Source organism: Pedobacter paludis (genome assembly GCF_003173575.1).
GTDB lineage: Bacteria > Bacteroidota > Bacteroidia > Sphingobacteriales > Sphingobacteriaceae > Pedobacter > Pedobacter paludis.
This window is the reverse complement of sequence record NZ_QGNY01000006.1, coordinates 265,839-291,835: the sequence shown is the minus strand read 5'-3', so window position 1 is coordinate 291,835 and position 25,997 is coordinate 265,839. Positions and strand designations below refer to the sequence as shown.

Genomic DNA, 25,997 nt, shown 5'->3' with positions numbered 1-25,997 from the left:
AAACACCAATAAAATGAAGAATATTATCTTATATATATTTTTAATTAGTAGCTCGCTGTCGGCATTTGCCCAGCAAAAAGACATGCTAAACCAAAGCATGACAAGCAAGTTATTTTCAACAGATTCGGCAAATTTTAGTGCATATGAATTTGCTAAATTAAGTCCTTTTTATATCAAGAAACTAATGCCTACAAACTACAATGGTTTAAAAATAGGCCAAAATTTTGAAAAAGGAAATTTAATGAAAGCTCAGGACGCAAGTACTCTCAATAATACAGTTTTAAGCACAGAAGGAATTTCACAACTAAGTTCAATTAGTATTTGGGGACAATTTTCGTACAATAGGATTATTGAAGATAGTACATCATTTTCTCATCAAACACGAAATAATTTAGCCAATCCATATTATTTTGGTTCGCCAAAAAATTTAAGTTATCAGAGAACATTATATAATCTTAAAGCTTTAGCAAGTAAGAATATTATAAAAAACAATTTGCCAATCGGTTTGGGAGGTGATTATAGAATTGGCAATCACTATTCAACAAATGATCCTCGAGGTCAGGTAAATGATTTTCAATTGAATTTGATTGGAACAATTGGCTATAATATTACTAAGGAGTTAATGATCGGTGCTGCTTATCGTTATGGATATGGATTGGAAAAAGCAAATGTCGCCTATAAAAACAGTAGTCTTTCTCAAGGATATGTAATTCCAGAATATAACAACTACTTAATTAATGGGTATGGAGAACCTGAACAATATAATTCAGATAGAACGGTTCAAAGCAACCAAACTAGAGACGGTTTAGATGCATATTTAACATTTGAAAATCCAGTATTTGGAAGTTTTAACTTCAATTATCAAACATCAAAAGAAAAACAAAAGTTTGATTACCGTACTTCGCTGGCAATTACAGAATATATCAATTTCAATTTAGTAAGCGAAAACTACCAGTTTTTTTGGTTAAAGAAAATATCTTCAAACTCATTAAGCGTAAATATTAGTTATAAATCGAACACAGGTGACAATTACATTAACCGCTATCTGGCAAATAGCTATCTATTTAAAAACAAATCATTGGGTGCACAGGTGCATTATAGTATAAGCAAGAATCAATTCACCCATAACATAAGTTTGAGCTTAAAACAATATGAAGAGCGTAGACAAGATGGTATCGCAGGTAATGATGTTCGGTTCAATCAACTCAACTATTCATTAAGTTACGGTATAAACCATCAGAACAATAATCACCATAATTGGGGTGTTAGTGTTACTGGCCTTTACAATCAATATCTTGATTCTGATTTTAGCGTACTCTTAGCCAACGAAGGAACATTTACAAGAAATGTGATTTACTACGATTACGCTTATAATACAACATCGAAATATGGAGGCAATGTTACTGCTAATTATAGTATTCCGATGTTCAAGCAAATTCAGGCTGGTATAAAATTAGGAGCTACCTATTTGAGAAGAGATGACTTAAAAGACTTTGGAAGATTATTAACAAATACCCCGGGCAAAGATCGTTTTTCTTCCAATATCAGCTTAAATCTGTATTTTTGATGCATGAATAAAGTTTTTGCCCTGCTTGCCCTAACCTTAATTGGATTGGTTTTATTTTCATTTCAATCGGCCGATTTTAATCAGGATGATGATTTGAGCATAGACAGCCTGCGCAAAGTTTATTCAAAACCTACCGAACAATGGCCAAAACCAACGGTTGATAAGGGCGCTGTCTTTCAGGAACTTGGAGAGCTTCCGCCCTCACCGGTTGACATTAAAAACGACTCTGTAAAAAAAGTTGTAGAGCTTGGTAAAATCTTGTTTTTTGATCCACGCCTTTCGGGTTCCAATCAAATTTCGTGCTCCAGTTGCCATGCGCCAGATTTACACTGGACCGATGGCAGACAGGTTTCTGTTGGGCACGATCATTTAAATAACATCCGCAATGCACCATCTTTAGAAAATGTTTGGTTTTATAAACGCCTATTTTGGGATGGCCGGGCAAATAGTTTGGAAGAACAAGCCAGCAGTCCTGTTGCAGCGCATAATGAAATGCACCAGGATATGAAAGCATTGCCTAAAAAACTAAGCAAAATAAAAGGATATCAACCATATTTTGTTGATGCATTTGGCTCAAAAGAAATTAACAACAAAAGAATTTTCGAGAGCTTAGCTACTTTTCAGCGAAGCATCGTAAGCAGAAGGACACCATTCGATCGCTTTTTGGCAAAAGATAAAAAGGCCTTAACCGATCAACAGATTATGGGCCTTCACTTGTTTCGTACAAAAGCCCGTTGCATAAATTGCCACAACGGTCCCTTGTTTACCGATAATGAATTCCACAATGATGGCCTAACGTATTTTGGCCGTAAATATGAAGACCTGGGTTTATACAATGTAACCAAGAAACCAGAGGATGTAGGAAAATTTAAAACACCCAGCTTAAGAAATGTTATGAAAACCGCTCCGTGGTTTCATAATGGATTATTTCCAGATATGGACGGTGTAATGAATATGTATAATGTAGGCATGCCCGTTCAGCGGGTTAAGCCCGAGCAGGAAAATGATCCGCTCCTACCTAAAAATGATAAGCTACTAAAAGGATTGATGCTAAGCAAAGCCGAAAAAGATGCAGTGGTTTCCTTTCTCGATGCACTGTCTTCCCCTACCGTTTTGATAAGAGTTGAAAAGCTTCCGCAATAAAACCATAATTAATCTTTGTTAGTCATTATTTTTGTCGTAAGGCGACTGAAATCTCTTAAAATGATAGGAACCGTGAGGATTAACCAATCTTGAATCTGGCTGGATAGATTGTAATGAAAAAAGCAAGTCATCCCTAGTAAAAGGCATATGGATGGCTCCGGCATCATACAATAGTCTAGGGCAGATATCTTCTTCAAGCGCTACAAAACCATTTAAATTTAGGCAAAGTATAGGCTTGGAAGTGGCGATAATATGCTCAACATCCGCATAAAACTCATAATCCAGATATCGGGTACTTTCTCCGATAAGAATAATGTAGAGATCATAATCCGTTAAAATCGGCCCGCCTGCTAAAGGTTTTATTCCATAGCCCTTAAATTCAAAATGATAATCTAAACCCCAATCTTTTAAAACTTGAATCTTGTCTGATTGATTTTCTTTGTCATATAAAATCAAAGATTTCTGCATATCATGTTCTTTAGGTTATACTCGGTTCCTATCCGTAGCTAAGCCGTAGTCTAGGGCATGTTGATTGCATTTTAAGGCATATGTTATGCAAACATAGGATTACATCTGATCACTTTTCAGCTCAGCCCCAAAAAAGTTGGAAGCATGTTCATCAAAAGCATGTGCATCTCCACTGGTATAAAATGCCTTTTTCCCACCCTTACCCAGCTGTGTCTCCATTTCTGGATGCCGGATCAAATAGTCGACTAAACTTTTGGCTACAATTTCGCCTTGCGATAATATCGTAATATAATCTGGGAATACAGTTTTCAATTTGGGCAACAACAAAGGATAGTGTGTACAGGCAAGCAAGACACAATCAATATCCCCAGCTTGCTGAAGCAATGCATTACAGTATTCTTTTACAAAAAAATCTGCTCCTGCCTGCAAATGTTCGTTATTTTCAATAAGTGGCACCCACATTGGGCAACTTTGTTGATAAACAGTAATTTCTGGAAACAATTTATTAATCTCCAACAAGTACGATTGGGAATTAACCGTTCCTCTGGTTCCCATTACCCCAACTCGATTGGTTGATGTATATTGCCCAATAACTTCGGCTGTTGGCCTTATAACGCCTAAAACTCGTCTATCGGGATATTTAGTTGGTAAGTCTTTTTGCTGGATGGTTCTCAATGCTTTTGCAGATGCCGTATTGCAAGCCAGAATAACCAGTTTACACCCTTTAGCAAAAAGCCATTCTACGCATTCTAGGGTATATCGGTAAATGGTATCGAAAGAATGATCTCCATAAGGCGATCGGGCATTATCCCCTAAATAGATGTAATTATATTCAGGTAATTGTTCTGCAATAGAACGAAAAACAGTTAAACCTCCGTAACCCGAATCGAAAATACCTATTGGTGAATCTTGCATTGCGATAAAGATATTGAAAAATGTCGAGGGTTGAGCAGTTGATATGATCTGTCGTCATCCTGAACTAGTAGCAGGACCTTACATTAAAAGAATGAGTATTCAGGATGCTAAAATAAATTCAGCATGACGATTGATAACAAAAAAGCGGAATTAAGATGAACTTAATTCCGCAATATAATTTTAATTTGAACCTAACGATTCAAGACTATTAACTATTTTTTTGGTGCTGCTGGTTTGGCTGCTGTTGCAGATATACCTAATTTAGTTTTAACCGCTGCAGTGATATCATCACCACCTTCCCAGAAAACCAAGTTGTTACCACCTTGTCCGTTCGAAATATCAAAAACGTAAGCCAGTCCTTTTTCTTTAGATACTGAAGAAATTGCATTGCCAACTTTAACACGGATTGGTTCGAACAACTCACCTTGTTTGGTACTTAAATCTTGTGATGCTTTTGTACGGGCATCCGTAATGCGTTTTTCAAGATCTTGTAATGCCTGACCAGCAACCTGCAATTCTTTACCTACTTGTTCTTTGTTTGCTTCACTTAAAGTTTTTTCTTTAGCCTGCGCTGCAGCCAATTGAGTTTGATATTCTTTAATCATCCCATCAATTTCGGCTTGTTTAGTTTTACCAAGGCCTTCTAAAGTAGTTTGAGCAGTTTTAGCCTCAGGCAAACTTGCAAATACCTCTTCCGAATTAATGTGACCCAATTTTTGTTGTGCATTTGCCATATTCGCTGTAAACAATAAACCTGCTGCTACAAAGAATACGTTAATTAACTTTCTCATCGTTCTATTTTACTTTTTTTATTTTTCTAATTGTTTTTCCTAAAAATCAAGGGGCGAATATAATTAATTATTCGCAGTTCCCGGCTTGTAACCTAATTTTACAATCACGTCATTACTAACATCGTAACTACTGCTGGCGTAAATCATCATCGTTGCTTCACTGCTCTTATCAAAAATGAAATCCAGATATTTTGCTTTGGCAATTTGTTTAATTACATCGGCAACTTTATCCTGAATGGGTTTGATAAGTTTTGTTCTGCTTTGGAAAAGTTCTCCGTCTGGTCCAAATTTTTGGCGCTGAAACTCTTTCGCTTGTTTTTCTTTCTCTATAATTTCGTTTTCACGGCGCTTACGCATATCATCTGTTAATAAAACCTGATCTGCCTGATAAGCCTTGTACATCCTGTCGATTTCGCCAAAATTTTGATCTACCTGCTGTTGCCATTGTTTGGAGGCTACATCCAACTGGCTTAATGCCGATTTGTATTCTGGCAAATGTTTAAGGATATACTCCGTATCCACATAAGCAAACTTCTGCGCAAAGGCTCCGAAAGTGGTGCAAAGTAAAAATGCGATAAAAAGATATTTTTTCATTTTGTGTGTGTTTTAATGATTAGTAATAACCTAAGCTTTCTATAAACTCAACTTAATATGTTTTATTGCATAAATAGTTAAATTTTTATTATTTATCAATTAAAATCCACCTAATTGTTGTGCGATACTAAAGTGGAACTGTCCTTTGTTCGCATCTGGTAAACCAGGGATCTTATCGAAACCATAACCATAATCAATACCCAACAAACCAAAAATTGGCAAGAAGATTCTGGCACCCACACCAACTGATCTTCTAATGTTGAACGGATTAAAATCGTTGAACTTGTTCCAGGTATTACCACCCTCAGCAAATGCCAGCACGAACGCTGTTGCCTGCTGACTTGCAATTACCGGATAACGTGCCTCTAATACATATTTGGTATAAATCGGACTACCAGATTGTTGTGCAATTGTTGGATCAGAACCTACTGGAATTACAGTATTGTTTGCATAACCACGCATCGCGATTAACTCAGAACCCTGTAGGAAATCAAATCCCTGCATACCATCACCGCCCAATTTAAAACGCTCGAATGCCGATTGACCAACGGCCTTGTTATATTGGCCCAAGAAACCGAATTGAGCCTGCGCTTTAATAACCAGGTTTCCAACAACACGTTGATACCACTGCGAATCGAATTTCCATTTGTGATACTCAGTGAAACGATATTTTTCCTTATCAGATGCCGTTGCATAATTTGTTTTGTTAAACAATGAATATGGTGGCGTTGCCTGAATGGTAAAACGAAGGAATGAACCTGATTTAGGGAAAATAGGCGAATCTCTTGAATCGCGACTGATCTCTTGTGATAAGTTCAGGTTATAAGATGTACCCGTACTAAATAAGTAACCTGAATAATTATTTAAAATATATTGTTGTAAATTAACTGCATGGCTCAATTGGAAGTAGTTATCTGGCCAGTTTAATCTTCTGCCCAAACTTACGGTTACACCATTTAAGCGAATTTTTTGATAAGAAGAACTTGCCTCATCATAACCGTTAGATTGTAATGAAGTAAATGCACTCACACCAAAGCTAACCGGTTTCTCACCTCCAAACCAAGGTTGAGAGAAAGAGAAACTATACGATTGGTAATATTTACCGTTGGTTTGTCCACGTAAACTTAATTTTTGGCCATCTCCTTTTGGTAAAGGTTTGTAAGCTTTTAAATTAAATAAGTTACGTAACGAGAAGTTGTTAAAGGTTAAGCCCAATGTTCCAATGATACGGCCACCGCCAAAACCACCCGATAACTCAATTTGATCAGAAGGTTTTTCTTCTACCGAATATTCTATATCAACTGTTCCATCTGCCGGATTAGGGCGTGGGGTTGGTACCGTTTTAGATTCATCAAAGTTACCCAATTGGCCAATCTCACGAATGGTACGAATCAAATCGCTTTTGTTAAATTTTTGTCCCGGTTTGGTACGAATCTCACGCAAAACAACCTTATCGTTAGTAATTGTATTACCTTTTAAAGTAATGCGGTTATTGGTATACTGAGGTCCTTCATACATGCGCATTTCAACATCAACCGTATCACCATAAATTTTGGTCTGTACCGGATCAATATTGAAAGTCAAGTAACCGTTATCGGTATACATACTGTTAATATCGCCACCGTTTTCGCCACCACCGTTAAGTTTTTTATTTAATTTCTCCTCGCTGAAGATATCTCCTTTTTCGATGGTAAGTACTTTATTTAAAATACTATCCGGATAAATTGCATTTCCGGCCCAGGTAATTTTACCGAAGTAATATTTCTTGCCTTCATACAAATCCATTCTAATGTTAACTTTCTTTTTATTGTATTGATAGATGGTATCTTTCAAAAGCTCGGCATCACGGTAACCTTTTTCATGCATTTTAGCAATCATCTTTACCTTGTTCTCTTCGTACTTTTCTTTTGCAAATTTACCAGAACCCCAAAAACGCCACCATGCAAACTGTTTAGGGCTTTTAAGGTATTTTCTAAGCTTTGCCGATTTGAAATCTTTGTTGCCGGTAAAATCGATATGCTGAACTTTAACACGGCTTCCCTTATCAATATAGGCTTCTAAAACAACACTGTTTTCTGCATTGGGATCTTTACGGGTTTTGTAATCAATCGTGGTAAAGAAATAACCTTTATCCAACATGTATTTTTTTACAATGGCAGATGTGGTGTTGTATAAGTTGTCGTTTACGATTTTACCTGTCTTGTCGTTCAGCTTTTCTTGAATGGCTGTTCTCTGAGATTTGCTGATGCCTTTTAAATCGATAGAACTTAAACGCGGGCGCTCAACAACTTCAATTTCAAAATAAACCGTATCCTGAACAAATTTTTCGATGTTTAATTTAACATCATCAAACAATCCTTGGGCCCAAAGCGTTTTAATTGCATCGGCTGTAGCTTCACCTGGAAGAACAACTTTATCACCCTTGGTTAATTTAGATAAGGTAACTAAAACCTCTTTATCCAAATACTGAGTTCCAGAAATTGTAGTACCGCCAATAATATATTCTTTAGGACTAAAATAATCGAGATCTAAGCCCCCAACCTTTAATGAAGGCGTTGCCGGTGCCTGACCTTGTGGACGTATTTGAGCAAAGGCCGGAGATGCTAAAACGAGTAGGATTAAAACTTGAAATATTCTTTTCATTAAAATAATTTGTTCAGTAATGGCCACGAAGGTAACAATGTTTTATAAAGCAAAATTACTTTATTTAGTTTCCCTTTGAAGTGGTTTCATTTATCGTATAAAAGTGGTGCTAAGTTAGTTTAAACGCTTGTTAAAAAGTGTTAAAAGAAAAATTAGTTTAATTGCTCGCTAATTTTACCAAAACGGCGTTCGCGTTTTTGATAGTCTACAATGGCCTCGAAAAGATCTTCACGTCTGAAATCCGGCCATAAAACATCTGTAAAATAAAACTCGGTATAAGCCATTTGCCACAGCAAATAATTGCTAATTCTGTGCTCTCCACTTGTTCTGATCATTAACTCAGGATCGGGAATATTTACTGTTGTGAGCTCTGATGAAAAGAGATTTTCATCAATATCATCCAATGTTATCGAATTATCTTTAACTGCTGATGCAATTTTCTTTACCGCTTCTACAATTTCCCATTTCGAACTATAGCTTAAAGCCAGTGTTAAGGTACATTTTTCGTTATGGGCGGTTTTGGCCATCGCTTCTTTCAAATCATCAATACATTCTTGTGGTAACGATTCTATGTTGCCAATGGCATTAAGCTTTATATTGTTTTTATTAAGCGTCTCCGTTTCTTTATTGATGGTCGAAATCAGAATTTGCATTAAAGCATCTACTTCTTCTTTTGGTCTGTTCCAGTTTTCAGTAGAAAAAGCATAAAGTGTAAGGTATTCAATACCAACTTCTACACAGCCTTCTACAATATCTTTTACCGATAACACACCGTGTTCATGACCAAAAACCCGCATTTTGCCTTGGCCCTTGGCCCAACGGCCATTACCATCCATGATTACGGCAATGTGCTTTGGCAGGCGGTTATAGTCTATTTGTTCTTTAAATCCCATTAATTATATCAAAATCAGCTTAAAAGGAATAGCATTTTGAGGATACAAAGGTAAAAGATATGCCAACACTAACAAATAGATAAGTGTCTCTTTTTCTGAAATCTCCTCTTTGTGTTCCAGCGTACCCGATTTGGTTAAGCGATGGGTCGGTTAAATTGATTTGATTTGGGGAGTTTCCTACAACAACTTGTCTTACAGGATAAACACCGCTTACATCATCAATATAGTCTGTTAATGGTGTCCTATAGCCTATTTCAGTAAAAATGCTCCAGGTATCTTTGTAGTTATATCTTAAACCAACACCATAAGGAATGGTTAAAACAACATTGCTATAGGCATAATCCTGCCCTTCTGTACCCAATCGATCCAAACGGTACGTATTTCCATCGTATTTAGCCGTTGGCTTAAAAATAACGGCTCCAGCACCCATAAAAAGATAAGGCGTAAACTGTCTTGTGCCTCCACCTAATCTAAAATCGAAAAAATTAAAATCCAATAAAGCGCTAAACTCATTAAGCGAGGTTTTGAAACTCAGGTTACGCTCCCGAAATTGCTCATTATTCGATTGTGAATCTTTAGCCTGAATTTGGCCATAAGTATAGTTAAAGCGGAGACCCAGGTATTGGTTAAAGTTCCGCTTTGCATAAGCACCAGCAGAAAAGCCACTTATTTTTAAGGGATTGTTCTGATTCAAATCGCCCATATAACCTGCTCCGCCTGCATTTATACCCAATTCCCAATTGGCCGTTTGCGCATAGGCAAGCTGTCCACCGAAAAAGAATAAGAGGATGATGAATAGGAGTTTGTTTAGCGTCATACTTAGTAGTTACGGGTATCTATGCCCCATAATAATTTATTCCTTAACGTGTTTAAATACGTTTCATTGTTAAGGCGAATAAGATTTACGCAAAAATCGGCTTTTTTTATGGTAATTTTTACCGATCGTTCTACAGTTACTGTTCTACTGTCGCAAGAAACTAGGAATTTGGATTCACGTGCTTCCACCTCGAAAGACAAAGCATTGTCATCGGGTACAACAACTGGCCGTACATTTAAGTTATGTGGTGCAATAGGTGTAACTACAAAATTTTCAGAATCCGGATAAATAATTGGTCCACCGCAACTTAAAGAATAAGCTGTTGATCCGGTTGGCGTTGCAATAATTAACCCATCTGCCCAATATGAATTAATAAATTCGTTATTCATGGAAGCATGAATAATCATCATGGCAGAATTATCTCTTCGGTGGATGGTGATATCGTTCAGTGCAAAGTTCTCTTCGCCGAACAAACCGTTTTCGGATTCCAGAACCAAAAGCGAACGCGTATCTAAAGTATATTCCTGGTTAATCAAAGCATGCAGTGCAGAACCAATTTCATTTTTATTGATGCTGGCAAGAAACCCCAAACGGCCAAAATTAATCCCGATTACGGGGATACCCGAATTACGGATCAAAGAAAGTGTATCAAGCAAGGTTCCATCACCTCCTAAACTCAAAAGCACATCGGCATGGAGTTTTAGTTCATTATGGTTATGAAAGATGACCGTATTAGCGGGCAGTTTGATTTTCCCGTGTAAGGAATTTTTAAATTTATGGTGTAAAACGGGTTGGATATTGTGACTTTTTAAATGATCGAAAACCTCTTGAATGTAAGGTAATACTGAATCATTAAAATCCCTCCCGTAAATTGCAATCCTCATAATTAGGGTTTAAACGTTTAAATAGTTCATGAAAGAATCGTAACGTTCCTGAGAGCCATCGTCAACCTGCGTATTGTTATATACTTCTTTCACTAGGTAATCGTATCGCTCAAATGAAGCAACTAGGCCACTAACTTCTGTCTTATTTATTTTTAGCGTAACTTCTAAACGGGTAGAATCCTCGAAAGAATTTACATAGGATGATAAAATTTGGGCATTATCGGCCTCCACAATTTGTGAGATGTGCGCAAGAGAATTATTGCGATTGCTAATTTCCAATACGATAATTCCGCCAGCCTCGTTAACTGCATATTGTTCTGCAACGGCATCGATCATATTATTAATCGAAATTAAGCCCACATAATTTTTTTGCGTATCCAAAACAGCAACGGCCGTTAACTTAAGTTGGCTCAACAGTCTAATTACATCATAAGTATGCGCATCCTTAAGGATAAAAACATTGAGTAGATTTACTGAAAGGTCTTTTATTAAAGCATCATGATCGCGAAGGCTCAACAAATCATCTTCTGCAAGTAAGCCCAAAAATGCGCCATCGTTAACAACGGGCATATGCTTTAGCTTAAACTCGTTCATACGATCTAAAGCCTTTTGAACCGTGTCATCCGTTCTTAAGGGTGAAATTGCATTCGATATGATTTCTTCGGCAAACATTATTTAAGTAATATTCTATCTAAAAATTTCTCAAGGTAATTGTTAAAAATATCTGGATGCTCCATCATGGGCGCATGGCCACATTGGTCAACCCAGTTTAATTCGGAATTGGGCAGTAATTGGTGAAATTCCTCTGCCACTTCCGGAGGTGTTACCTTATCGTTTTTACCCCAGATTAAAGAAACCGGGATGGTGATTTTCGATAACTCTTTAGCCATGTTATGTCGGATAGCCGATTTTGCCATGGTTAAGATTCGAATAACACGAGAACGATCATTAACAGTTTTGAAAACATCGTCAACAAGTTCTTTCGTGGCTGTTGCCGGATCGTAAAAGGTAAATTCTACTTTCTCTTTTATGTAATCGTAACTTTCTCTTCGCGGAAACGACCCACCAAAAGCATTCTCATATAAACCAGAACTTCCGGTAAGAACCAATGCCTTAACAAATTCCTGGTGTGCAACTGTAAACACCAAGCCCACATGGCCGCCTAAAGAGTTACCAATAAGTACAACTTGACTGTAATTTTTATATTTTAAAAAACGATGTACATATCTCGACAAGGCTTTAACACCCAAGGTTAAGATAGGCAATTCATAAATTGGCAATATGGGTACAACAACATGGTAACGGTCTTTAAAATGTTCAATAACCAGTTCCCAGTTGCTTAATTCGCCCATTAAGCCATGTAGTAACACCAACGTTTCACCTTGTCCGGCTTCTATGAATTTAAATCCGTCTTCTTCTATTATCTGGTAGGTCATATTATATTCGAGATGGTACTTTGCTACTAAGTTAGTAGAGTAAAATTAAATTTTTGCATTTCTGTGCCATTTTATTGAAATAAAATCGAAAACGGTACAAAAACATTTATTAAAGCATCAAGAAGCTAGGTTAAGGATCAAGATGAAAGTATTCGCTGTTGGTATTTAGAAAATTAAATACGTTCGATACAAATCTTTCGGTTTTTATCTTTTCCCTTCTAGCCTTAAGCAAGCTTTTCTTTAACCAGTTCGGCAATTAATTTTCCATCGGCTTTACCTGCCAGTGCTTTATTTGCCAAGCCCATCACCTTTCCCATATCCTTAACTGATGTTGCGCCAGATTGTTTGATTACATCATCAATAATTACTGCAACTTCTTCCCTTCCCAATTGCTGAGGCAAAAATTTATTGATCACTTCAATTTCTTCTTCTTCTACCTGATATAAATCCTCACGATTTTGTTGTTTGTAAATATCAGCCGATTCGCGACGCTGTTTAATTAGTTTTTGAAGAATTTTCAGTTCAGCTTCTTCCGTAATTTCTTCAGAAGATCCTTTTTCTGTTTTAGCTAAAAGCAAGGCTGCTTTTATCGCTCTCAACCCTCTTAACTGAGCACTATCTTTAGCCAACATGGCTTTTTTTATTTCCTGATCTATTGTATTTGATATCATTACTTGTGAATTGGTCGAATTGACTTATTGGTTAATTGCTAACCCTCATTCAATTCTATTTTCAAATATTACTATTCTTTAAATTGTTAATTGTACAGTTAACCAATTTGTACAATTTAAACAGTTAAACTTATTTCCTATCTATAATCGTTGCTGTAGCCTGCGCTGTTGGCATAATCAACATGTCGTTAATGTTTACATGTTTTGGTCTGCTTACCACGTACCATATGGCATCTGCAATATCATCCGCAATTAAAGGTTCGAAATTTTCGTAAACCTTTTTTGCTCTTTCTTCATCGCCCTTAAAACGTACAATGGAAAATTCGGTTTCTACCATTCCTGGATTAATCTCCGTAACCTTAATTCCGTAAGGCAAAAGATCGATTCTCATGGCTTTACTTAAGGCATCTACCGCATGTTTACTCGCACAATATACGTTTCCGTTTGGATAAACTTCTTTACCTGCTATGGAACCAATGTTTATAATATGACCAGACAGATTAGGAATCATCCAATTGGAAACAATTTTGGTAATGTAAAGCAATCCTTTTACATTGGTATCGATCATGGTATCCCAATCATCCGTATTGCCTTTGTCAATTGGATCTAAGCCTTGACTTAAACCTGCGTTATTAATCAGAACATCAACTTTTTTCCATTCATCGGGTAGAGCTTCTAAGGCTGTTGATAGATTATCTTTGTCTCTAACATCAGCCAAAACCTGTTTAATCGTAATGCCACATTTATCTTCAAGATGATGGGCATTCTTTGCCAAGCGGTCTTCTCTACGGGCCAACAAAATAAGATTGTAACCTTGTTGAGCAAATATGTGCGCACAAGCTTCGCCGATACCAGAAGTTGCGCCTGTAATTAATGCAATTTTAGACATGTTTATGAATTTATAAGCCTGGTTATTCCGAACAGAAAACTGCTCACTGATTTACCAATTGGAAACAAAGGTAAGTTTTTTTGTTTTGTACGGCTATTGAAAAATCAAACTGAATGTTAATTGACGCAACATTAACTTATCAATCGGATTCGCAAACGCAGTATCATCATGCTGAAGCAAATCGCTGGTTGAATAGGAAAGTTTAATTTCTGGCGACATTTTGAAATACTCGAAATATAGATCGAAGCCGATGCCAGTTTCGTAAGAAAGGTAGCTCCGTTGGCTTTTAAGCAATTTGTTTATAGGCGTTTCGCCCTCATCAAAGGTTTTCTTTTTTGAGGCAATGTCCATCGAATATTTCAATCCGCCTAGCCAGTAAGCTCTAAAATTGTTCATTCGGTTAGATTTAACCTTCAAGCCCAAAGGGAATTCGAACATAGTCGATTGAATCTTTTTATCGATTGAAGACTGAAAGCTTTTAGTCTGTCCATTGCCCAAATCAACTGGAGGAAGCGGCTCATACTCATATCGGACCACCCGATCGCTAAAAATTAAAGATGGCGTAGCCCGGATATCGAAATTATCGCTGATGTTTCTATTCATTACAAAGCCCAATCCAAAGCCTTGAGAGGGAGGACTAGAGATAGAAATCGGTGCTGATGTTACTGGAGAACCATCCAAAGGGTCGAGGTAAATGTTTCGCCAGGTTGGTTTTTTTAGAATTTTATACTCTGCAGATATGTATTGAAAGTTAAAACCCCAAGTCCAATCCTCATCGTCTACACCCCCGCCCCAGTTTTGGGCAAAAGCAGTTGTAGAAATCGTAAAGAGGGAGATTATGAGGCTTAATTTTCTGATCATTTAGTGCCGGTGTATATCGAACTTATTCCAAACGTTAAAATTTTTTGTTTGGTACTTTTAAAGCCCACTTTTTCCATTAATGTTGTAAAATCATTTCCATCCGGAAAGGCCGCGACAGATTCTGGCAAATACGTATATGCCCTACTGTCTTTTGAAAAGAGTTTTCCGAAGAATGGAGTAACCTGTTTAAAATAAAAACTATACAATTGCTTAACAGGAAAGGCTTTAGGTTTAGAAAACTCCAATACTACAATTTTGCCATTGGGTTTTAATACCCTAAACATATCACTTAAACCTTTTTCAAGGTTTTCGAAATTGCGAACACCGTATGCAACGGTAATGGCATCAAAAGTATCATTCTCGAAATGCAGACCCTCAGAATCGCCCAATTGAACGGAAAAGATTTCATGCAAACTGCGTTCGTTAATTTTCTTTTTTGCAACTTCTAGCATGCCTTCAGAAATGTCTACACCAACAACCTTTTCTGGATGTAGTTTCTTGATTGCCTCAAAAGCAAAGTCTCCCGTACCGGTTGCAACATCAAGCATTATTCTAGGCTGAATAGAAACGAGTTCCTTTATTGCCTTCTTGCGCCATAAAACGTCAATGCCTAAGGAAAGGAAATGATTTAAAAAATCGTAAGTGCCCGAAATGTTATTAAACATGGTTGCAACCTGCTCTTTTTTGGTCGCATCTGCAGCTTGATATGGAGTGATATTCTGATTCATGATGTGTGGCAAAGATAAATAAAAAGTCGGGAGTCTGTAGTCCGAAGTCTCAAACACAACATGTTCATTATGGAAACAAAATAGATAATCAATAGAAAGTTTACATTTCTGAGATGTAATGATTTTGAACTACGACTTCGGTCTTCGGACTTCCGACTCAAAACCCTACCTTTGCCAAATGGTTATCAAAACAGCAACATTTGTTTGCAGCAACACCCAAGTTTCGGCTCTACCACCACCGGTAATGCCAGAATACGCTTTTATAGGTCGCTCAAACGTGGGCAAATCTTCTTTAATAAATATGCTGGTTAATCAACATGGCTTAGCAAAAACTTCTCAACGACCAGGGAAAACCCAGTTAATTAATCATTTCTTAATTAATGAATCTTGGTATATTGTCGATTTGCCTGGATATGGATATGCTAAGGTTTCAAAAACAAGTAGAGAAAAATGGGAAAAATTTATCCGTGCTTACATTACTAAAAGAGAAAGCTTACAATGTGTTTTTGTTTTAATAGACAGCCGTTTAGAGCCTCAACAAATCGACATTGAATTTTGTTACTGGCTAGGCGAAAAGCAGATTCCTTTTTCTTTAATATTTACGAAAGCCGATAAACAGGGTATGACAACCACTCAAAAAAACGTTGCTTCGTTTAAGAAAAAGCTAGGGGAATTCTTCGAGGAAATTCCATCAACTTTTGTTTCTTCTGCAGAAAAAGGAACCGGAAAAGATGAGGTTTTGGGTTTCATTCATGAAGTAAACAAAGATTTTGTTATGCCAACGGATTACAAGAAGTTTTGATAAATGAAAAAATACTTTTCACTCGTATTATTCGCACACTCTATATTTGCATTGCCCTTCGCTATGATTGGCTTCTTTTTGGGGGTAACCACAACAGAAAGCCCATTTCAATGGCAAAAGCTAATTTTAGTTTTACTTTGTATGGTTTTTGCCCGTAATTCGGCAATGGCATTCAATCGCTATTTAGATCGAAATATCGACGCGAAAAACCCCCGTACAAAAATGCGTGACATCCCTGCGGGTAAGGTTTCTGCAAACGAAGCTTTGGTTTTTGTAATTGCCAATTGTGTACTTTTTGTAATCAGTACCTTTTTCATTAACAGTCTTTGCTTTTACCTATCACCAATAGCCCTGTTTGTTGTTTTATTTTACAGCTATACAAAAAGATTCACAGCACTTTGTCACTTAGTTTTGGGTTTGGGTTTATCACTTGCTCCCATCGGCGCATACATTGCAGTAACTGGTCATTTTGCATTGGTACCTGTTTTGTATTCTTTTGCCGTGCTATTTTGGGTGAGCGGTTTCGATATTATCTATGCCTTACAGGATGAGGATTTCGACCGAGAAGAAAATTTACACTCTATTCCATCGGCGCTTGGCATAAAAAATGCACTTAATGTTTCCGTTGTATTGCACATTTTCTCTGCAACTTGCGTAATTGCACCCATATTTTTGATGCCAAATTCTTTTGGTTGGGTATATTACATAGGCGTAGCATTTTTCTGTTTTGCATTAACCTATCAGCATCTGTTGGTTAAACCGAATGATATAAGCAAAGTAAATAAAGCATTCGCTACTACAAATGGAATGGCTTCTGTAGTTTTTGCAATATGCTTTCTACTTGATGCATATTTGAGAAATAGATAAAAATAATAGAATTTCATAGTATGATTATTAGCAAAAAACCTAGAACATATATTCCACAAGATTTAGCCATAACATGGGATAGTCTTGAGCCTCTTTTTACCGAATTACAAAACCGTGAGCTTAATAATGTTAGCGAATTAGAACAGTGGCTGAGAGACCGCTCTGAATTGGAAGCCGCATTGGAAGAAGACTTCGCTTGGCGGTACATTAAAATGAGCTGCGATACGGCAAATGAGGAGTTGGTTAAAAATTTCCAATACTTCGCAACTGAGATCGATCCGAAGATTTCTCCATTGGCCAACGAATTAAACAAAAAATTTGTTGAAAGCCCTTATATGGATGAGCTGGACAAGGAAAAATTCTTTGTTTACAGCAGAGCAATTAAGAAAGCTTTAGAACTTTATCGCGACGAAAATATAGAACTGTTTACTGAGCTTCAGGTTAAACAACAGAAATATCAGGGTATAACCGGCGCAATGAGCGTCGAAATTAATGGCCAGGAATATACATTAGAACAGGCATCAATCTTTGTTAAAGATTTAAACCGCGAGGTTCGCGAAAATGCATGGAAAACCATCCAGCAACGGAGATTGGTAAACAAAGACGATTTGAATATTTTATATGATGAATTGATCCGCCTACGTAATCAGGTTGCTTTAAATGCAGGTTTTGAAAACTATCGCGACTATATGTTTCAAGCTTTAGGCCGTTTTGATTATACACCGCAGGATTGTTATGATTTTGCAAATGCTATTGAAAAAGAAATTGTTCCAATCCTAAAAGAGCAGGCAGAAAAACGTCGCGAAGCATTAAGCTTGGATATTTTAAAACCTTGGGATTTAGAGGTAAGCATAAGCGGAAAACCAGCTTTGAAACCTTTTAACAACGGCGAAGAATTAATTGATAAAAGCATTGCCTGCTTTAATGCGATTGATGAAAAACTTGGCGCAAAATTGGCAACCATGAAAGCCAATAACCTGTTTGATGTAGAAAGCAGAAAAGGCAAAGCACCAGGCGGTTACAATTATCCTTTGGCAGAAACCGGAGCACCGTTTATATTTATGAACTCGGCTAACACGCTACGCGATTTAACCACAATGGTACACGAAGGTGGCCATGCCATTCATACCTTTTTAACGGCAAATTTAGAATTAAACGATTTTAAGCACTGTCCATCTGAAGTTGCAGAACTGGCTTCAATGAGTATGGAATTAATATCCATGGACAATTGGGATGTTTATTTTGATAATCCTGAAGAATTGAATCGTGCAAAAAAAGAACAGCTTGCCGATGTTTTAAAAACCTTGCCTTGGGTTGCGGTAATAGATCAATTTCAGCATTGGGTTTACACCAATCCAAATCATACCGCAGCAGATAGAGAAGAAACCTTTAAACAAATTTACAACCGCTTTGGTGCAGGATTTGCCAATTGGGAAGGGCTTGAGCACGAGTTTGGAAATGTTTGGCAAAAACAATTGCATTTATTTGAAGTGCCTTTCTATTATATTGAATATGCAATTGCCCAATTGGGCGCCATTGCAGTTTGGAAAAATTACAAGGAAAATCCAGAAAAAGCATTAGAACAATACTTAGCGGCTTTGTCATTGGGCTACACTAAACCAATGAATGAAATTTATGAAACCGCAGGAATCAAATTTGATTTCAGTGCAGAATATGTGAAAGAATTGGCCAGTTTTGTCAAAGAAGAATTGCAGAAATTGGGCTAATGAAGTTTAACCACAGATAAAAGGGATTAACCCAGTTATAAAAAATCTAGTCGCAGCATAGTGCTGCGACTTTTTTATTCAACCAAGATTTGATCAGCAGAAAAGTTAGATGCAGATTTCACATCTGTGTGCACCTGTGGTTAATTACGCCAAAACTTCATCCTTTTTTCTGAGTTTCAATATGGTAATCATAACCAAAACGGAGATTATTATCATAATCAAATAACTAAAGCTTAGGTTTCTTTCATCTTTCGCAGGCAGTACATTCACAATTCCGTAACTCAAAAAAGATACAATAACGTAAGTTATTCCTCCCGTTAACCCACCTGCAATTCCCGCATTTTTAGGAAACTTACTCAAGCAAAAAGTAAAGTAATTGTTAAATGTATACCCAGCTCCAATGTGAATAATAAAGGCAAAGAATATCAGTGAAAATAGATTCGAAATAAAATTTAAACTGATAATCATTAGCACTACAAAAACCACCTGCATTAAAGAATTTATGGCCAAGCGTTTAAAAAATGGTTTATTAATAGTGGCTTTACCAATAAATCCGCCAACCATCCAGGCAAAACCTAAAACCAACGAACTGTAGCCAGCAACAATTGGAGAAAGATGCAATTGGTGCTCAATAATAAAAGGGCCTGTCATGTTGTAAACCATAACCATACAGTAAGCCAAACCGAGCATAACAATCCCCAATGTAAAGCTTGTGGTTTTAATCATGCTGAGATAAATATCTGTAATTTTCTTAAACTGAAAATCGGTGAAATGCCTTAACGTTTCTCCACTGAAAAGAAATTCTAGAAGAGCGAAAACCAGCGCAAAACCTGCTAAAAAGTAAAAATTAGATTCCCAGCCAAAAGCACTTTGCAAATAACCGCCAATAAATGGTGCTACAATCGGCCCGGTTGACCAAATAATAGAAAACAGGCTTAAATAATGCTTTAGCGTATCGCCGCTAAATAAATCAACAAAGTAAGCTCTTTTGGCAACAACGATAGCTCCAACAGTTAATCCGTGGACAATCCTCATTAAATAGATCAGATAAATATTGTGGGTTGTTGCGATAATTATACTGGCTGCAGCAAAAATCAACAGTGAATATAAACCAATTTTATAACGTCCGAAACTATCTAGAACACTTCCGATAAAAAGTTGTGAAACCCCGTAACTGATTAAAAATATACTCAAAGTAAGTTGAACCTGAATACTGCTAACATTCATTTCTCCAGCCATTGTTGGTAAAGAAGGAATGTAAATATCAGTGGCAAAGCCCGAAAGTGGGATCAGTGCAAATGCCAGCAATGTTGCCAAACTTTGATGTTTTTCTTTTATGTATTTGATATTCACAGATGCCGGTGCCATAATATTTTATCTGAATTCTATTTTAAATCAAATGAATAATCGAGGTGAACATTATCATTTGAATTATCGTGAGGCGCAAAAGTAAAATTTTATATAACTATAAAATTATGCGATTCAAACAAACATTTATGGTTAGCAAATAATTAGGGATTTTGACTTTTCTTAAAGAAATCTTCTTTTTATTGCACACCCACCAAATAATTTACTGGCAATTGGGGTGTTATGAAATTTATATACTCCATTAGCGGTTTTTAAACGATATTTTTTTAAGTTTGAAGAATACAACAAGCAAATTACGATGTTCGAAAAGCTATTTAGAAAGAAGTCTATCTCCAAAATACTACAAGATGCGGCAAACGGTTATGGCGACCATGAAAACTCACTTCATAAAACTTTAGGCGTTCGCGATTTAACCGCATTTGGTATTGCAGCAATTATTGGTGCGGGTATTTTCAGCACGATAGGTAAAGCAAGTGCAGATGGAGGTCCAGCTGTAATTTTTCTATTTATCTTCACAGCTGTTGCTTGTAGTTTTGCGGCATTTGCCTATGCAGAATTTTCTTCAATGGTTCCAGTTTCTGGAAGTGCCTATACCTATTCTTATGTTGCCTTTGGAGAATTAATTGCTTGGATTATTGGTTGGTCGCTCATAATGGAGTATTCCATTGGAAACATTACGGTTGCCATTTCTTGGTCCGACTATTTTACAGGGCTCCTCTCCACAATAAAAATACCCTTTCTTGGGATAAATGGCATTCATGTTCCAGATTGGATGACTATGGATTACCTCAGCGCTTATAACGGACATAAGCATGCCGAAGCACTTCTTGCTGCTGGGAAAAATATTGCCGACTTAGATGCTGCCACCGCATTAGCCAATAACGCATGGCTAACAGCTCCATTAATTGGAAGTTTTCACTTAGTGGCCGATATTCCTGCATTGGGGATCATTATTCTAATTACCTGGTTAATCTACCGTGGAATGAAAGAAAGTCGCAATGCAAGTAATGCCATGGTGGTCGTAAAATTGGCGGTTATCCTTTTGGTATTATCCGTTGGAATATTTTATGTAGACACCAAAAACTGGAATCCATTTGCACCAAATGGCGTATCCGGAGTACTAAAGGGCGTATCAGCCGTATTTTTTGCCTACATAGGTTTCGATGCCATTTCTACAACGGCTGAGGAATGTAAAAATCCGCAGCGGGATTTGCCACGAGGTATGATGTGGGCCATTATTATTTGTACAATTTTATATGTAGCCATTGCCCTGGTTTTAACAGGAATAGTAAAATCAGATACTTTGGCGGTTGGCGATCCATTGGCATTCGTTTTTGATCAAATTGATTTAAAATTAATGAGTGGGATTATTGCCGTAAGCGCCGTATTTGCCATGGCAAGCGTGCTTTTGGTTTTCCAGATGGGGCAACCCCGAATTTGGATGAGCATGAGTAGAGATGGCTTGTTGCCAAAGGCCTTTTCGAGGATTCACCCTAAATATAAGACACCATCTTTTGCTACCATTGTTGTAGGCTTTGTGGTTGCAGTTCCATCGTTATTTATGAACTTAACCATTGTAACGGATCTTTGTTCTATCGGAACATTATTTGCTTTTGTACTGGTTTGTGCTGGCGTATTGGTGCTTCAAAATAGACCAGATGTACAGCGTGGGAAATTTAAAATTCCTTATGCAAACAGTAAATATATTATTCCGATTGTTTTTGTTGCCACAATAGCTTTTGCGTTTACAAAATATGGCAAGGAGACAAAGGCATTCCTATTAAACTCGCCTAAAACCATTGAAACGGTAACTTTTGTAACCTCACTAAATGAAGATGAACTTAAAATTGTTAAGGAAGAAATCATAAAGAATGCAGCGCCACAATTAATTTTAACAGATAAAGTAGATGCCGAATCTTATTTAAGTGCTTTGCCCGCCGATCGTTATGAGCAGTTTATTTCTGCCTCAAAAGTTTCGATAGAAAAGAAATATGAAAGTGGCTGGGGATTATTTAAACACAAAATTCCGATGTGGATTTTCTTAATTATCTGCGTAATCATCACCTATTATTGCATCACTAAAAACCTATCCCTAATTCCCGTTTTAGGATTGATTAGCTGTTTATATATGATGTGCGAACTTGGCATATCGAACTGGATTGGGTTTGGAATTTGGCTGGTTATTGGCCTTGTTGTTTACTTTGCATATGGTTATAGGCATAGTAAATTGGCTCAGGTTCAGAGTTAGTTTAACAAAATATAACCTATTAATACATCATCAACAGTAAAAGGTTAAGGATTAAGCAAAAGCTGGAGAAAAAAAAGAAATCCCTCAATCTTTAAAAGATGAGGGATTTTTTATGATGTATTCTTAATCTTTCTTTTTCACGAAAGCCATAACCGTTACTAAGACCAATCCTGTAATTGAAGCAATTACATATTTATCTTCATGTGGCCAATGCGAAATTTTCGCTATGGGGCCAATAATAAAAAGGCAAATCGCAAATATTAAAACAAGTCTTCTCATCAATTAAACTGGCAATCTGTGCAATTCGATATCATCGGGAGTAACGAAAATTAAGGGCACTTTTTCAACATCAACATAACTGCTGTCCAATCCAAAACTTCGTTCTTCCGATAAACTCAGTTTCTTTAAAATGAAGTAGTAATCCATAATGGTTCTCTCGTAAAAACTCAGTTTGGTGAATTTTGACAAATGTTTTTCCAAAAGAACAAAACGGAAATCGCCAGCAATTTTATGTTTATTCAACGAAGTATACTGACTTGTGATGTCAATTTCCCCGTTTTTAACCAATTCTTCAACAACCTTGCGATAAAGTAGATTTACACGTTGCTCAACTCTAAAACCTAGCCTAAAATCTATCCGAATTAACTTTCCGGGAATTAAGAATTCAACTTTGTAATCTAATGTATATGGCTCATCCATTACATCAACGTGAACCAACCAATATACATCCGCACGTTTGGGTTCTTTCTGAATAATGGAATAAATAATCTTAGATTCGATTTCGGTTTTAAAGTTAGCGCTGGTTAAATACACCAATTGAGAGGAATATTTTGGTACAGATTCATCAACACTTAATTCGGTTAAAATCTGATAATAATCTTCAATTTCAACATATTTAACGAAACGGTTTTTAATTTTTCTGGCTACAAACCAACTCCACATTACCGTAAAAAGTGCAGAACCAATAAGCACGGTTAACCAACCACCATCAGAAAACTTATGTAGATTACTGAAAAGGAATGTACCTTCAATAATAACATAAACGGAGATAAAAATGGCAATTAAATATTTTGGAAACCGCTTACTTCGCAAATAAACACTAACTAAAATGGTGGTCATTAGCATGGCTATGGTTATAGAAAGGCCATAAGCAGCATCCATTTTAGACGATTCTTTCCAAAAAAACACAATGCTACAACAGCCCAACCAGAGCATAAAATTAATTGAAGGAACGTATAGTTGTCCTTTAGATACTGAAGGATAAACAATTTTTATTTTAGGCCAAAGATTTAATCGAACAGCCTCTGATATCAAAGTAAATGAACCGCTTATTAGCGCCTGACTGGCTATAACCGCAGCCATTGTGGCCAAAATAACCATTGGAACCTGAAAGTGGCTTGATATAATCTGAAAGAAAGGATTCATTTTTGAACTTGGAACAAACGTACTTTCGTTCTGCAATATCCAAACACCCTGTCCTAAATAGTTTAAAATCAAGGTCAGTTTTACAAAAATCCAGCTGATTCTAATGTTGTTTCTACCGCAATGACCAAGATCTGAATACAAGGCCTCTGCCCCTGTGGTACATAAAAACACTCCCCCTAAAATAACAAATGCCTTACTGTTGCTGGCCAGTAAATGAACGGCATAATATGGGTTAAGGGCTTTTAAAATTGTAAAATCTTTAATGATAAAAAGAAGTCCTGCTACGCCCAAAACGGTAAACCAAACAAACATTACGGGACCGAAAAGTTTTCCGACCAAATTTGTTCCAAACTGCTGGATAATAAAAAGTAATGTTAAAATGGCAATAACAACGGGTACTACCGGAACATCAAATTTATTTGTTAAACCCTCAATGGCTGAGGTTACGGTTATACTTGGCGTTATAACTCCGTCTGCCAACAGTGCGCAACCACCCACAACAGCTGGAACAATGAGCCATTTGGCCTTTTTCCTAACAAGTGAAAACAGTGAAAAAATCCCACCCTCACCCTTATTATCTGCCCTTAAGGTTATAATAACATATTTGATAGTGGTTTGTAAGGTAAGCGTCCAAATGATACAAGATAATACTCCAAGAACAATATCAGCGGTTATTGCCTGCTGATTTAAGGAGACTACTTTTTCTACACCGTTAATAAGTTCTTTTTTAACACCCAGAATACTGGTAAAGATTGCATTTAGGGTATATAAGGGTGATGTACCAATATCACCGAACACGATTCCTAAACTAATTAGAACTCCGCCGGCGGTTAATGCGTTGACATTTTTATGATTTGACACTTCGTTGATATTTTTAGTGCGGCAAAAGTAAACTAACTATAACAATTTAACAACCAAATTATTGTGTATTTTTAACACTATGAAAAACAAATATTATTGTTAAATTGTGTTAAATTATGGCTTTTAAACAAAATGTTTAATTTCTTTGTTTTAAATTAATACATTTGCGATACCAATTTGATGAAACTCTACACTAAGATAACGCTACTCTCTAAAATAATGTGCACAATGTGCATTGTTTTGCTGTGCAGTGTTACTTCTTGGGCGCAACAGACTGATAGTATTAGGATTAGCCTTAAAGCAAAAACAAAAAAAGTCAGTAGAATTCCTGAGATTAAAGCCAACATTCAACCTTATAAACCGCTTTATATGTCAATTGGTGGTTCGGGGATGTTTAATACTTATTCAGGAACATCAAAGCCAGCTACACTAACAACCGCAAAAGACAAACTTTTAACCATCGTAAAAATATACCCGAATCCGGTTGAAGACCAGTTAAATATTATCTTATCTATTGGAAAAGATGGTACTCAAACTACAATTAAGATTATTGATTTGCTTGGTAATGAAGTGGTAACACTTTCCAACGAGCGTTTAAATTCTGGCGAACAAACCAAAACGTTCGCCCTACCTAGTCGTTTGAATGCTGGAATCTACTTTTTAAGAGTAGTTGCGGGTTCCGAAAGTCAGGTAAAACGGATATCTGTTTTATAACATCATTTTCTTTTCTATTTTTGGTTGATTGAGATTTTTCGTCTCGTTTATTATTTCAAATCCTGTATTTATATGAAAATCATCGCCATTGGTCGTAATTATGCTGAACATGCCAAGGAGCTAAACAACCCTGTTCCAACAACTCCTGTAATTTTTATGAAACCAGATACGGCTTTACTGAAGGATAACAAACCCTTTTATTTGCCAGATTTCTCTGATGATGTTCATTTTGAATTAGAAGTAGTTTTAAAAATCTGCAAGGAGGGCAAGCATATTGCTGAGAAATTTGCCTCTAACTATTACGATGAAATTGGCTTGGGAATAGATTTTACCGCTCGCGATATTCAAAGCAAGCATAAAGAAAAAGGTTTACCCTGGGAGCTTGCTAAAGCTTTTGACAACTCTGCCCCAATTAGCATATTCACACCGAAAAGTGATTTTGAAGATTTGTATAATCTAAATTTCGAATTAAAAGTTAATGGCGAAACACGTCAAAACGGACATACTAAAGATTTGTTGTTCTCGTTCGAAAAGATAATCAGCTTTGTTTCGCAGTACATTACCCTAAAAAAAGGCGATTTAATTTTCACTGGAACGCCCGAGGGAGTTGGCAAAACCAATCAGGGAGATAAATTGGAGGCTTGGTTAGAAGGCAAACAACTTTTAAATTTTGATGTAAAATAAC

At 36.7% G+C, this 25,997-nt stretch carries 24 protein-coding genes; 8 read left to right on the top strand and 16 right to left on the bottom strand.

All coding sequences use genetic code 11. The annotated features are described in order from the left end of the window. Positions 1 to 13: 13 nt before the first annotated feature. Together DF947_RS17360 and DF947_RS17355 are read left to right on the top strand one after the other, a co-directional pair. Positions 14 to 1,567, top strand: a complete 1,554-nt coding sequence (locus DF947_RS17360; RefSeq protein ID WP_109931311.1) for a DUF6850 family outer membrane beta-barrel protein — start codon at positions 14 to 16, stop codon at positions 1,565 to 1,567. A gap of 3 nt (positions 1,568 to 1,570) precedes the next feature. Continuing rightward, positions 1,571 to 2,710 carry a cytochrome-c peroxidase gene (locus DF947_RS17355; protein ID WP_109931310.1) on the top strand — a complete coding sequence of 380 codons (1,140 nt, stop codon included), beginning with the start codon at positions 1,571 to 1,573 and terminating at the stop codon, positions 2,708 to 2,710. An 18-nt stretch (positions 2,711 to 2,728) separates the two neighbouring features. Here the strand turns inward: DF947_RS17355 and DF947_RS17350 are convergent, their stop codons facing one another. From DF947_RS17350 to ubiE, 14 genes are all read right to left on the bottom strand, one after another. Beyond that, the gene (locus DF947_RS17350) at positions 2,729 to 3,178 is read right to left on the bottom strand and encodes a hypothetical protein (RefSeq protein ID WP_109931309.1); all 450 of its coding nucleotides are present in this window, start codon (positions 3,176 to 3,178) and stop codon (positions 2,729 to 2,731) included. A 99-nt stretch (positions 3,179 to 3,277) separates the two neighbouring features. After that, a complete protein-coding gene (gene murI, locus DF947_RS17345) occupies positions 3,278 to 4,093 on the bottom strand; it encodes a glutamate racemase (protein ID WP_109931308.1) in 816 nt (271 codons plus the stop codon). 212 nt (positions 4,094 to 4,305) lie between these two features. Then, positions 4,306 to 4,884: an OmpH family outer membrane protein gene (locus DF947_RS17340; protein WP_109931307.1), complete on the bottom strand. Its 579-nt coding sequence runs from the start codon at positions 4,882 to 4,884 to the stop codon at positions 4,306 to 4,308. Between the two features lie 63 nt (positions 4,885 to 4,947). Further along, positions 4,948 to 5,478 carry an OmpH family outer membrane protein gene (locus DF947_RS17335; protein ID WP_109931306.1) on the bottom strand — a complete coding sequence of 177 codons (531 nt, stop codon included), beginning with the start codon at positions 5,476 to 5,478 and terminating at the stop codon, positions 4,948 to 4,950. A gap of 99 nt (positions 5,479 to 5,577) precedes the next feature. Further along, positions 5,578 to 8,121 carry an outer membrane protein assembly factor BamA gene (gene bamA / locus DF947_RS17330; protein ID WP_109931368.1) on the bottom strand — a complete coding sequence of 848 codons (2,544 nt, stop codon included), beginning with the start codon at positions 8,119 to 8,121 and terminating at the stop codon, positions 5,578 to 5,580. Between the two features lie 152 nt (positions 8,122 to 8,273). After that, positions 8,274 to 9,014 carry an isoprenyl transferase gene (locus DF947_RS17325; RefSeq protein ID WP_109931305.1) on the bottom strand — a complete coding sequence of 247 codons (741 nt, stop codon included), beginning with the start codon at positions 9,012 to 9,014 and terminating at the stop codon, positions 8,274 to 8,276. A gap of 19 nt (positions 9,015 to 9,033) precedes the next feature. Further along, positions 9,034 to 9,831, bottom strand: coding sequence for a type IX secretion system protein PorG (gene porG, locus DF947_RS17320; protein WP_109931304.1), 798 nt, complete (start codon positions 9,829 to 9,831; stop codon positions 9,034 to 9,036). A gap of 2 nt (positions 9,832 to 9,833) precedes the next feature. After that, on the bottom strand, positions 9,834 to 10,715 hold the full coding sequence (locus DF947_RS17315) for an NAD kinase (RefSeq protein ID WP_109931303.1): 882 nt from the start codon (positions 10,713 to 10,715) through the stop codon (positions 9,834 to 9,836). A 9-nt stretch (positions 10,716 to 10,724) separates the two neighbouring features. Next, positions 10,725 to 11,387, bottom strand: coding sequence for a CBS domain-containing protein (locus tag DF947_RS17310; RefSeq protein ID WP_109931302.1), 663 nt, complete (start codon positions 11,385 to 11,387; stop codon positions 10,725 to 10,727). Further along, positions 11,387 to 12,151, bottom strand: coding sequence for an alpha/beta fold hydrolase (locus DF947_RS17305; RefSeq protein ID WP_109931301.1), 765 nt, complete (start codon positions 12,149 to 12,151; stop codon positions 11,387 to 11,389). Before DF947_RS17305 ends, DF947_RS17310 begins: the two co-directional genes overlap by 1 nt. A 224-nt stretch (positions 12,152 to 12,375) precedes the next feature. Beyond that, entirely contained in the window at positions 12,376 to 12,822 is a 447-nt protein-coding gene (locus DF947_RS17300; protein ID WP_109931300.1) for a GatB/YqeY domain-containing protein, read from the bottom strand. Positions 12,823 to 12,952: 130 nt separating this feature from the next. After that, entirely contained in the window at positions 12,953 to 13,711 is a 759-nt protein-coding gene (locus DF947_RS17295; RefSeq protein WP_109931299.1) for an SDR family oxidoreductase, read from the bottom strand. Positions 13,712 to 13,804: 93 nt separating this feature from the next. Next, complete coding sequence (porT, locus tag DF947_RS17290; protein WP_109931298.1) at positions 13,805 to 14,572, bottom strand: type IX secretion/gliding motility protein PorT/SprT; 768 nt, start codon at positions 14,570 to 14,572, stop codon at positions 13,805 to 13,807. After that, positions 14,569 to 15,300 carry a bifunctional demethylmenaquinone methyltransferase/2-methoxy-6-polyprenyl-1,4-benzoquinol methylase UbiE gene (gene ubiE / locus DF947_RS17285; protein ID WP_205940810.1) on the bottom strand — a complete coding sequence of 244 codons (732 nt, stop codon included), beginning with the start codon at positions 15,298 to 15,300 and terminating at the stop codon, positions 14,569 to 14,571. Before ubiE ends, porT begins: the two co-directional genes overlap by 4 nt. Before the next feature lie 178 nt (positions 15,301 to 15,478). On the opposite strand from ubiE, the gene yihA reads away from it, so the two are divergent. The 3 genes from yihA to DF947_RS17270 are packed head-to-tail and all read left to right on the top strand — an operon-like array spanning position 15,479 to position 18,696. Beyond that, the gene (gene yihA / locus DF947_RS17280) at positions 15,479 to 16,102 is read left to right on the top strand and encodes a ribosome biogenesis GTP-binding protein YihA/YsxC (RefSeq protein ID WP_109931297.1); all 624 of its coding nucleotides are present in this window, start codon (positions 15,479 to 15,481) and stop codon (positions 16,100 to 16,102) included. A 3-nt stretch (positions 16,103 to 16,105) separates the two neighbouring features. Continuing rightward, positions 16,106 to 16,969, top strand: a complete 864-nt coding sequence (locus DF947_RS17275; protein WP_109931296.1) for a UbiA-like polyprenyltransferase — start codon at positions 16,106 to 16,108, stop codon at positions 16,967 to 16,969. Between the two features lie 20 nt (positions 16,970 to 16,989). Further along, the gene (locus DF947_RS17270; RefSeq protein ID WP_109931295.1) at positions 16,990 to 18,696 is read left to right on the top strand and encodes a M3 family oligoendopeptidase; all 1,707 of its coding nucleotides are present in this window, start codon (positions 16,990 to 16,992) and stop codon (positions 18,694 to 18,696) included. 144 nt (positions 18,697 to 18,840) lie between these two features. Here the strand turns inward: DF947_RS17270 and DF947_RS17265 are convergent, their stop codons facing one another. After that, complete coding sequence (locus DF947_RS17265) at positions 18,841 to 20,064, bottom strand: MFS transporter (RefSeq protein ID WP_109931294.1); 1,224 nt, start codon at positions 20,062 to 20,064, stop codon at positions 18,841 to 18,843. A 298-nt stretch (positions 20,065 to 20,362) separates the two neighbouring features. On the opposite strand from DF947_RS17265, the gene DF947_RS17260 reads away from it, so the two are divergent. Next, complete coding sequence (locus DF947_RS17260; RefSeq protein ID WP_109931293.1) at positions 20,363 to 22,312, top strand: amino acid permease; 1,950 nt, start codon at positions 20,363 to 20,365, stop codon at positions 22,310 to 22,312. A 282-nt stretch (positions 22,313 to 22,594) separates the two neighbouring features. Here the strand turns inward: DF947_RS17260 and DF947_RS17255 are convergent, their stop codons facing one another. Beyond that, on the bottom strand, positions 22,595 to 24,598 hold the full coding sequence (locus tag DF947_RS17255) for a KUP/HAK/KT family potassium transporter (protein WP_109931292.1): 2,004 nt from the start codon (positions 24,596 to 24,598) through the stop codon (positions 22,595 to 22,597). Positions 24,599 to 24,778: 180 nt separating this feature from the next. Here DF947_RS17255 and DF947_RS17250 point away from each other — a divergent pair, with 180 nt between their 5' ends. Both DF947_RS17250 and DF947_RS17245 read left to right on the top strand, forming a co-directional pair. Beyond that, entirely contained in the window at positions 24,779 to 25,312 is a 534-nt protein-coding gene (locus DF947_RS17250; RefSeq protein WP_240615404.1) for a T9SS type A sorting domain-containing protein, read from the top strand. A 72-nt stretch (positions 25,313 to 25,384) separates the two neighbouring features. Beyond that, the gene (locus tag DF947_RS17245) at positions 25,385 to 25,996 is read left to right on the top strand and encodes a fumarylacetoacetate hydrolase family protein (RefSeq protein WP_109931291.1); all 612 of its coding nucleotides are present in this window, start codon (positions 25,385 to 25,387) and stop codon (positions 25,994 to 25,996) included. Position 25,997: the final 1 nt, after the last annotated feature.

Excerpts from the sequence above, each read along its gene's own strand:
- DF947_RS17250 (WP_240615404.1), top strand. The coding sequence starts at position 24,779 with ATGAAACTCTACACTAAGATAACGCTACTCTCTAAAATAATGTGCACA.
- murI (WP_109931308.1), bottom strand. The coding sequence starts at position 4,093 with ATGCAAGATTCACCAATAGGTATTTTCGATTCGGGTTACGGAGGTTTA.
- yihA (WP_109931297.1), top strand. The coding sequence starts at position 15,479 with ATGGTTATCAAAACAGCAACATTTGTTTGCAGCAACACCCAAGTTTCG.
- porG (WP_109931304.1), bottom strand. The coding sequence starts at position 9,831 with ATGACGCTAAACAAACTCCTATTCATCATCCTCTTATTCTTTTTCGGT.
- DF947_RS17245 (WP_109931291.1), top strand. The coding sequence starts at position 25,385 with ATGAAAATCATCGCCATTGGTCGTAATTATGCTGAACATGCCAAGGAG.
- DF947_RS17335 (WP_109931306.1), bottom strand. The coding sequence starts at position 5,478 with ATGAAAAAATATCTTTTTATCGCATTTTTACTTTGCACCACTTTCGGA.
- DF947_RS17355 (WP_109931310.1), top strand. The coding sequence starts at position 1,571 with ATGAATAAAGTTTTTGCCCTGCTTGCCCTAACCTTAATTGGATTGGTT.
- DF947_RS17340 (WP_109931307.1), bottom strand. The coding sequence starts at position 4,884 with ATGAGAAAGTTAATTAACGTATTCTTTGTAGCAGCAGGTTTATTGTTT.
- ubiE (WP_205940810.1), bottom strand. The coding sequence starts at position 15,300 with ATGAATCAGAATATCACTCCATATCAAGCTGCAGATGCGACCAAAAAA.
- DF947_RS17275 (WP_109931296.1), top strand. The coding sequence starts at position 16,106 with ATGAAAAAATACTTTTCACTCGTATTATTCGCACACTCTATATTTGCA.
- DF947_RS17360 (WP_109931311.1), top strand. The coding sequence starts at position 14 with ATGAAGAATATTATCTTATATATATTTTTAATTAGTAGCTCGCTGTCG.
- DF947_RS17305 (WP_109931301.1), bottom strand. The coding sequence starts at position 12,151 with ATGACCTACCAGATAATAGAAGAAGACGGATTTAAATTCATAGAAGCC.
- DF947_RS17325 (WP_109931305.1), bottom strand. The coding sequence starts at position 9,014 with ATGGGATTTAAAGAACAAATAGACTATAACCGCCTGCCAAAGCACATT.
- bamA (WP_109931368.1), bottom strand. The coding sequence starts at position 8,121 with ATGAAAAGAATATTTCAAGTTTTAATCCTACTCGTTTTAGCATCTCCG.
- DF947_RS17295 (WP_109931299.1), bottom strand. The coding sequence starts at position 13,711 with ATGTCTAAAATTGCATTAATTACAGGCGCAACTTCTGGTATCGGCGAA.
- porT (WP_109931298.1), bottom strand. The coding sequence starts at position 14,572 with ATGATCAGAAAATTAAGCCTCATAATCTCCCTCTTTACGATTTCTACA.
- DF947_RS17310 (WP_109931302.1), bottom strand. The coding sequence starts at position 11,387 with ATGTTTGCCGAAGAAATCATATCGAATGCAATTTCACCCTTAAGAACG.
- DF947_RS17315 (WP_109931303.1), bottom strand. The coding sequence starts at position 10,715 with ATGAGGATTGCAATTTACGGGAGGGATTTTAATGATTCAGTATTACCT.
- DF947_RS17300 (WP_109931300.1), bottom strand. The coding sequence starts at position 12,822 with ATGATATCAAATACAATAGATCAGGAAATAAAAAAAGCCATGTTGGCT.
- DF947_RS17265 (WP_109931294.1), bottom strand. The coding sequence starts at position 20,064 with ATGGCACCGGCATCTGTGAATATCAAATACATAAAAGAAAAACATCAA.
- DF947_RS17350 (WP_109931309.1), bottom strand. The coding sequence starts at position 3,178 with ATGCAGAAATCTTTGATTTTATATGACAAAGAAAATCAATCAGACAAG.
- DF947_RS17260 (WP_109931293.1), top strand. The coding sequence starts at position 20,363 with ATGTTCGAAAAGCTATTTAGAAAGAAGTCTATCTCCAAAATACTACAA.
- DF947_RS17270 (WP_109931295.1), top strand. The coding sequence starts at position 16,990 with ATGATTATTAGCAAAAAACCTAGAACATATATTCCACAAGATTTAGCC.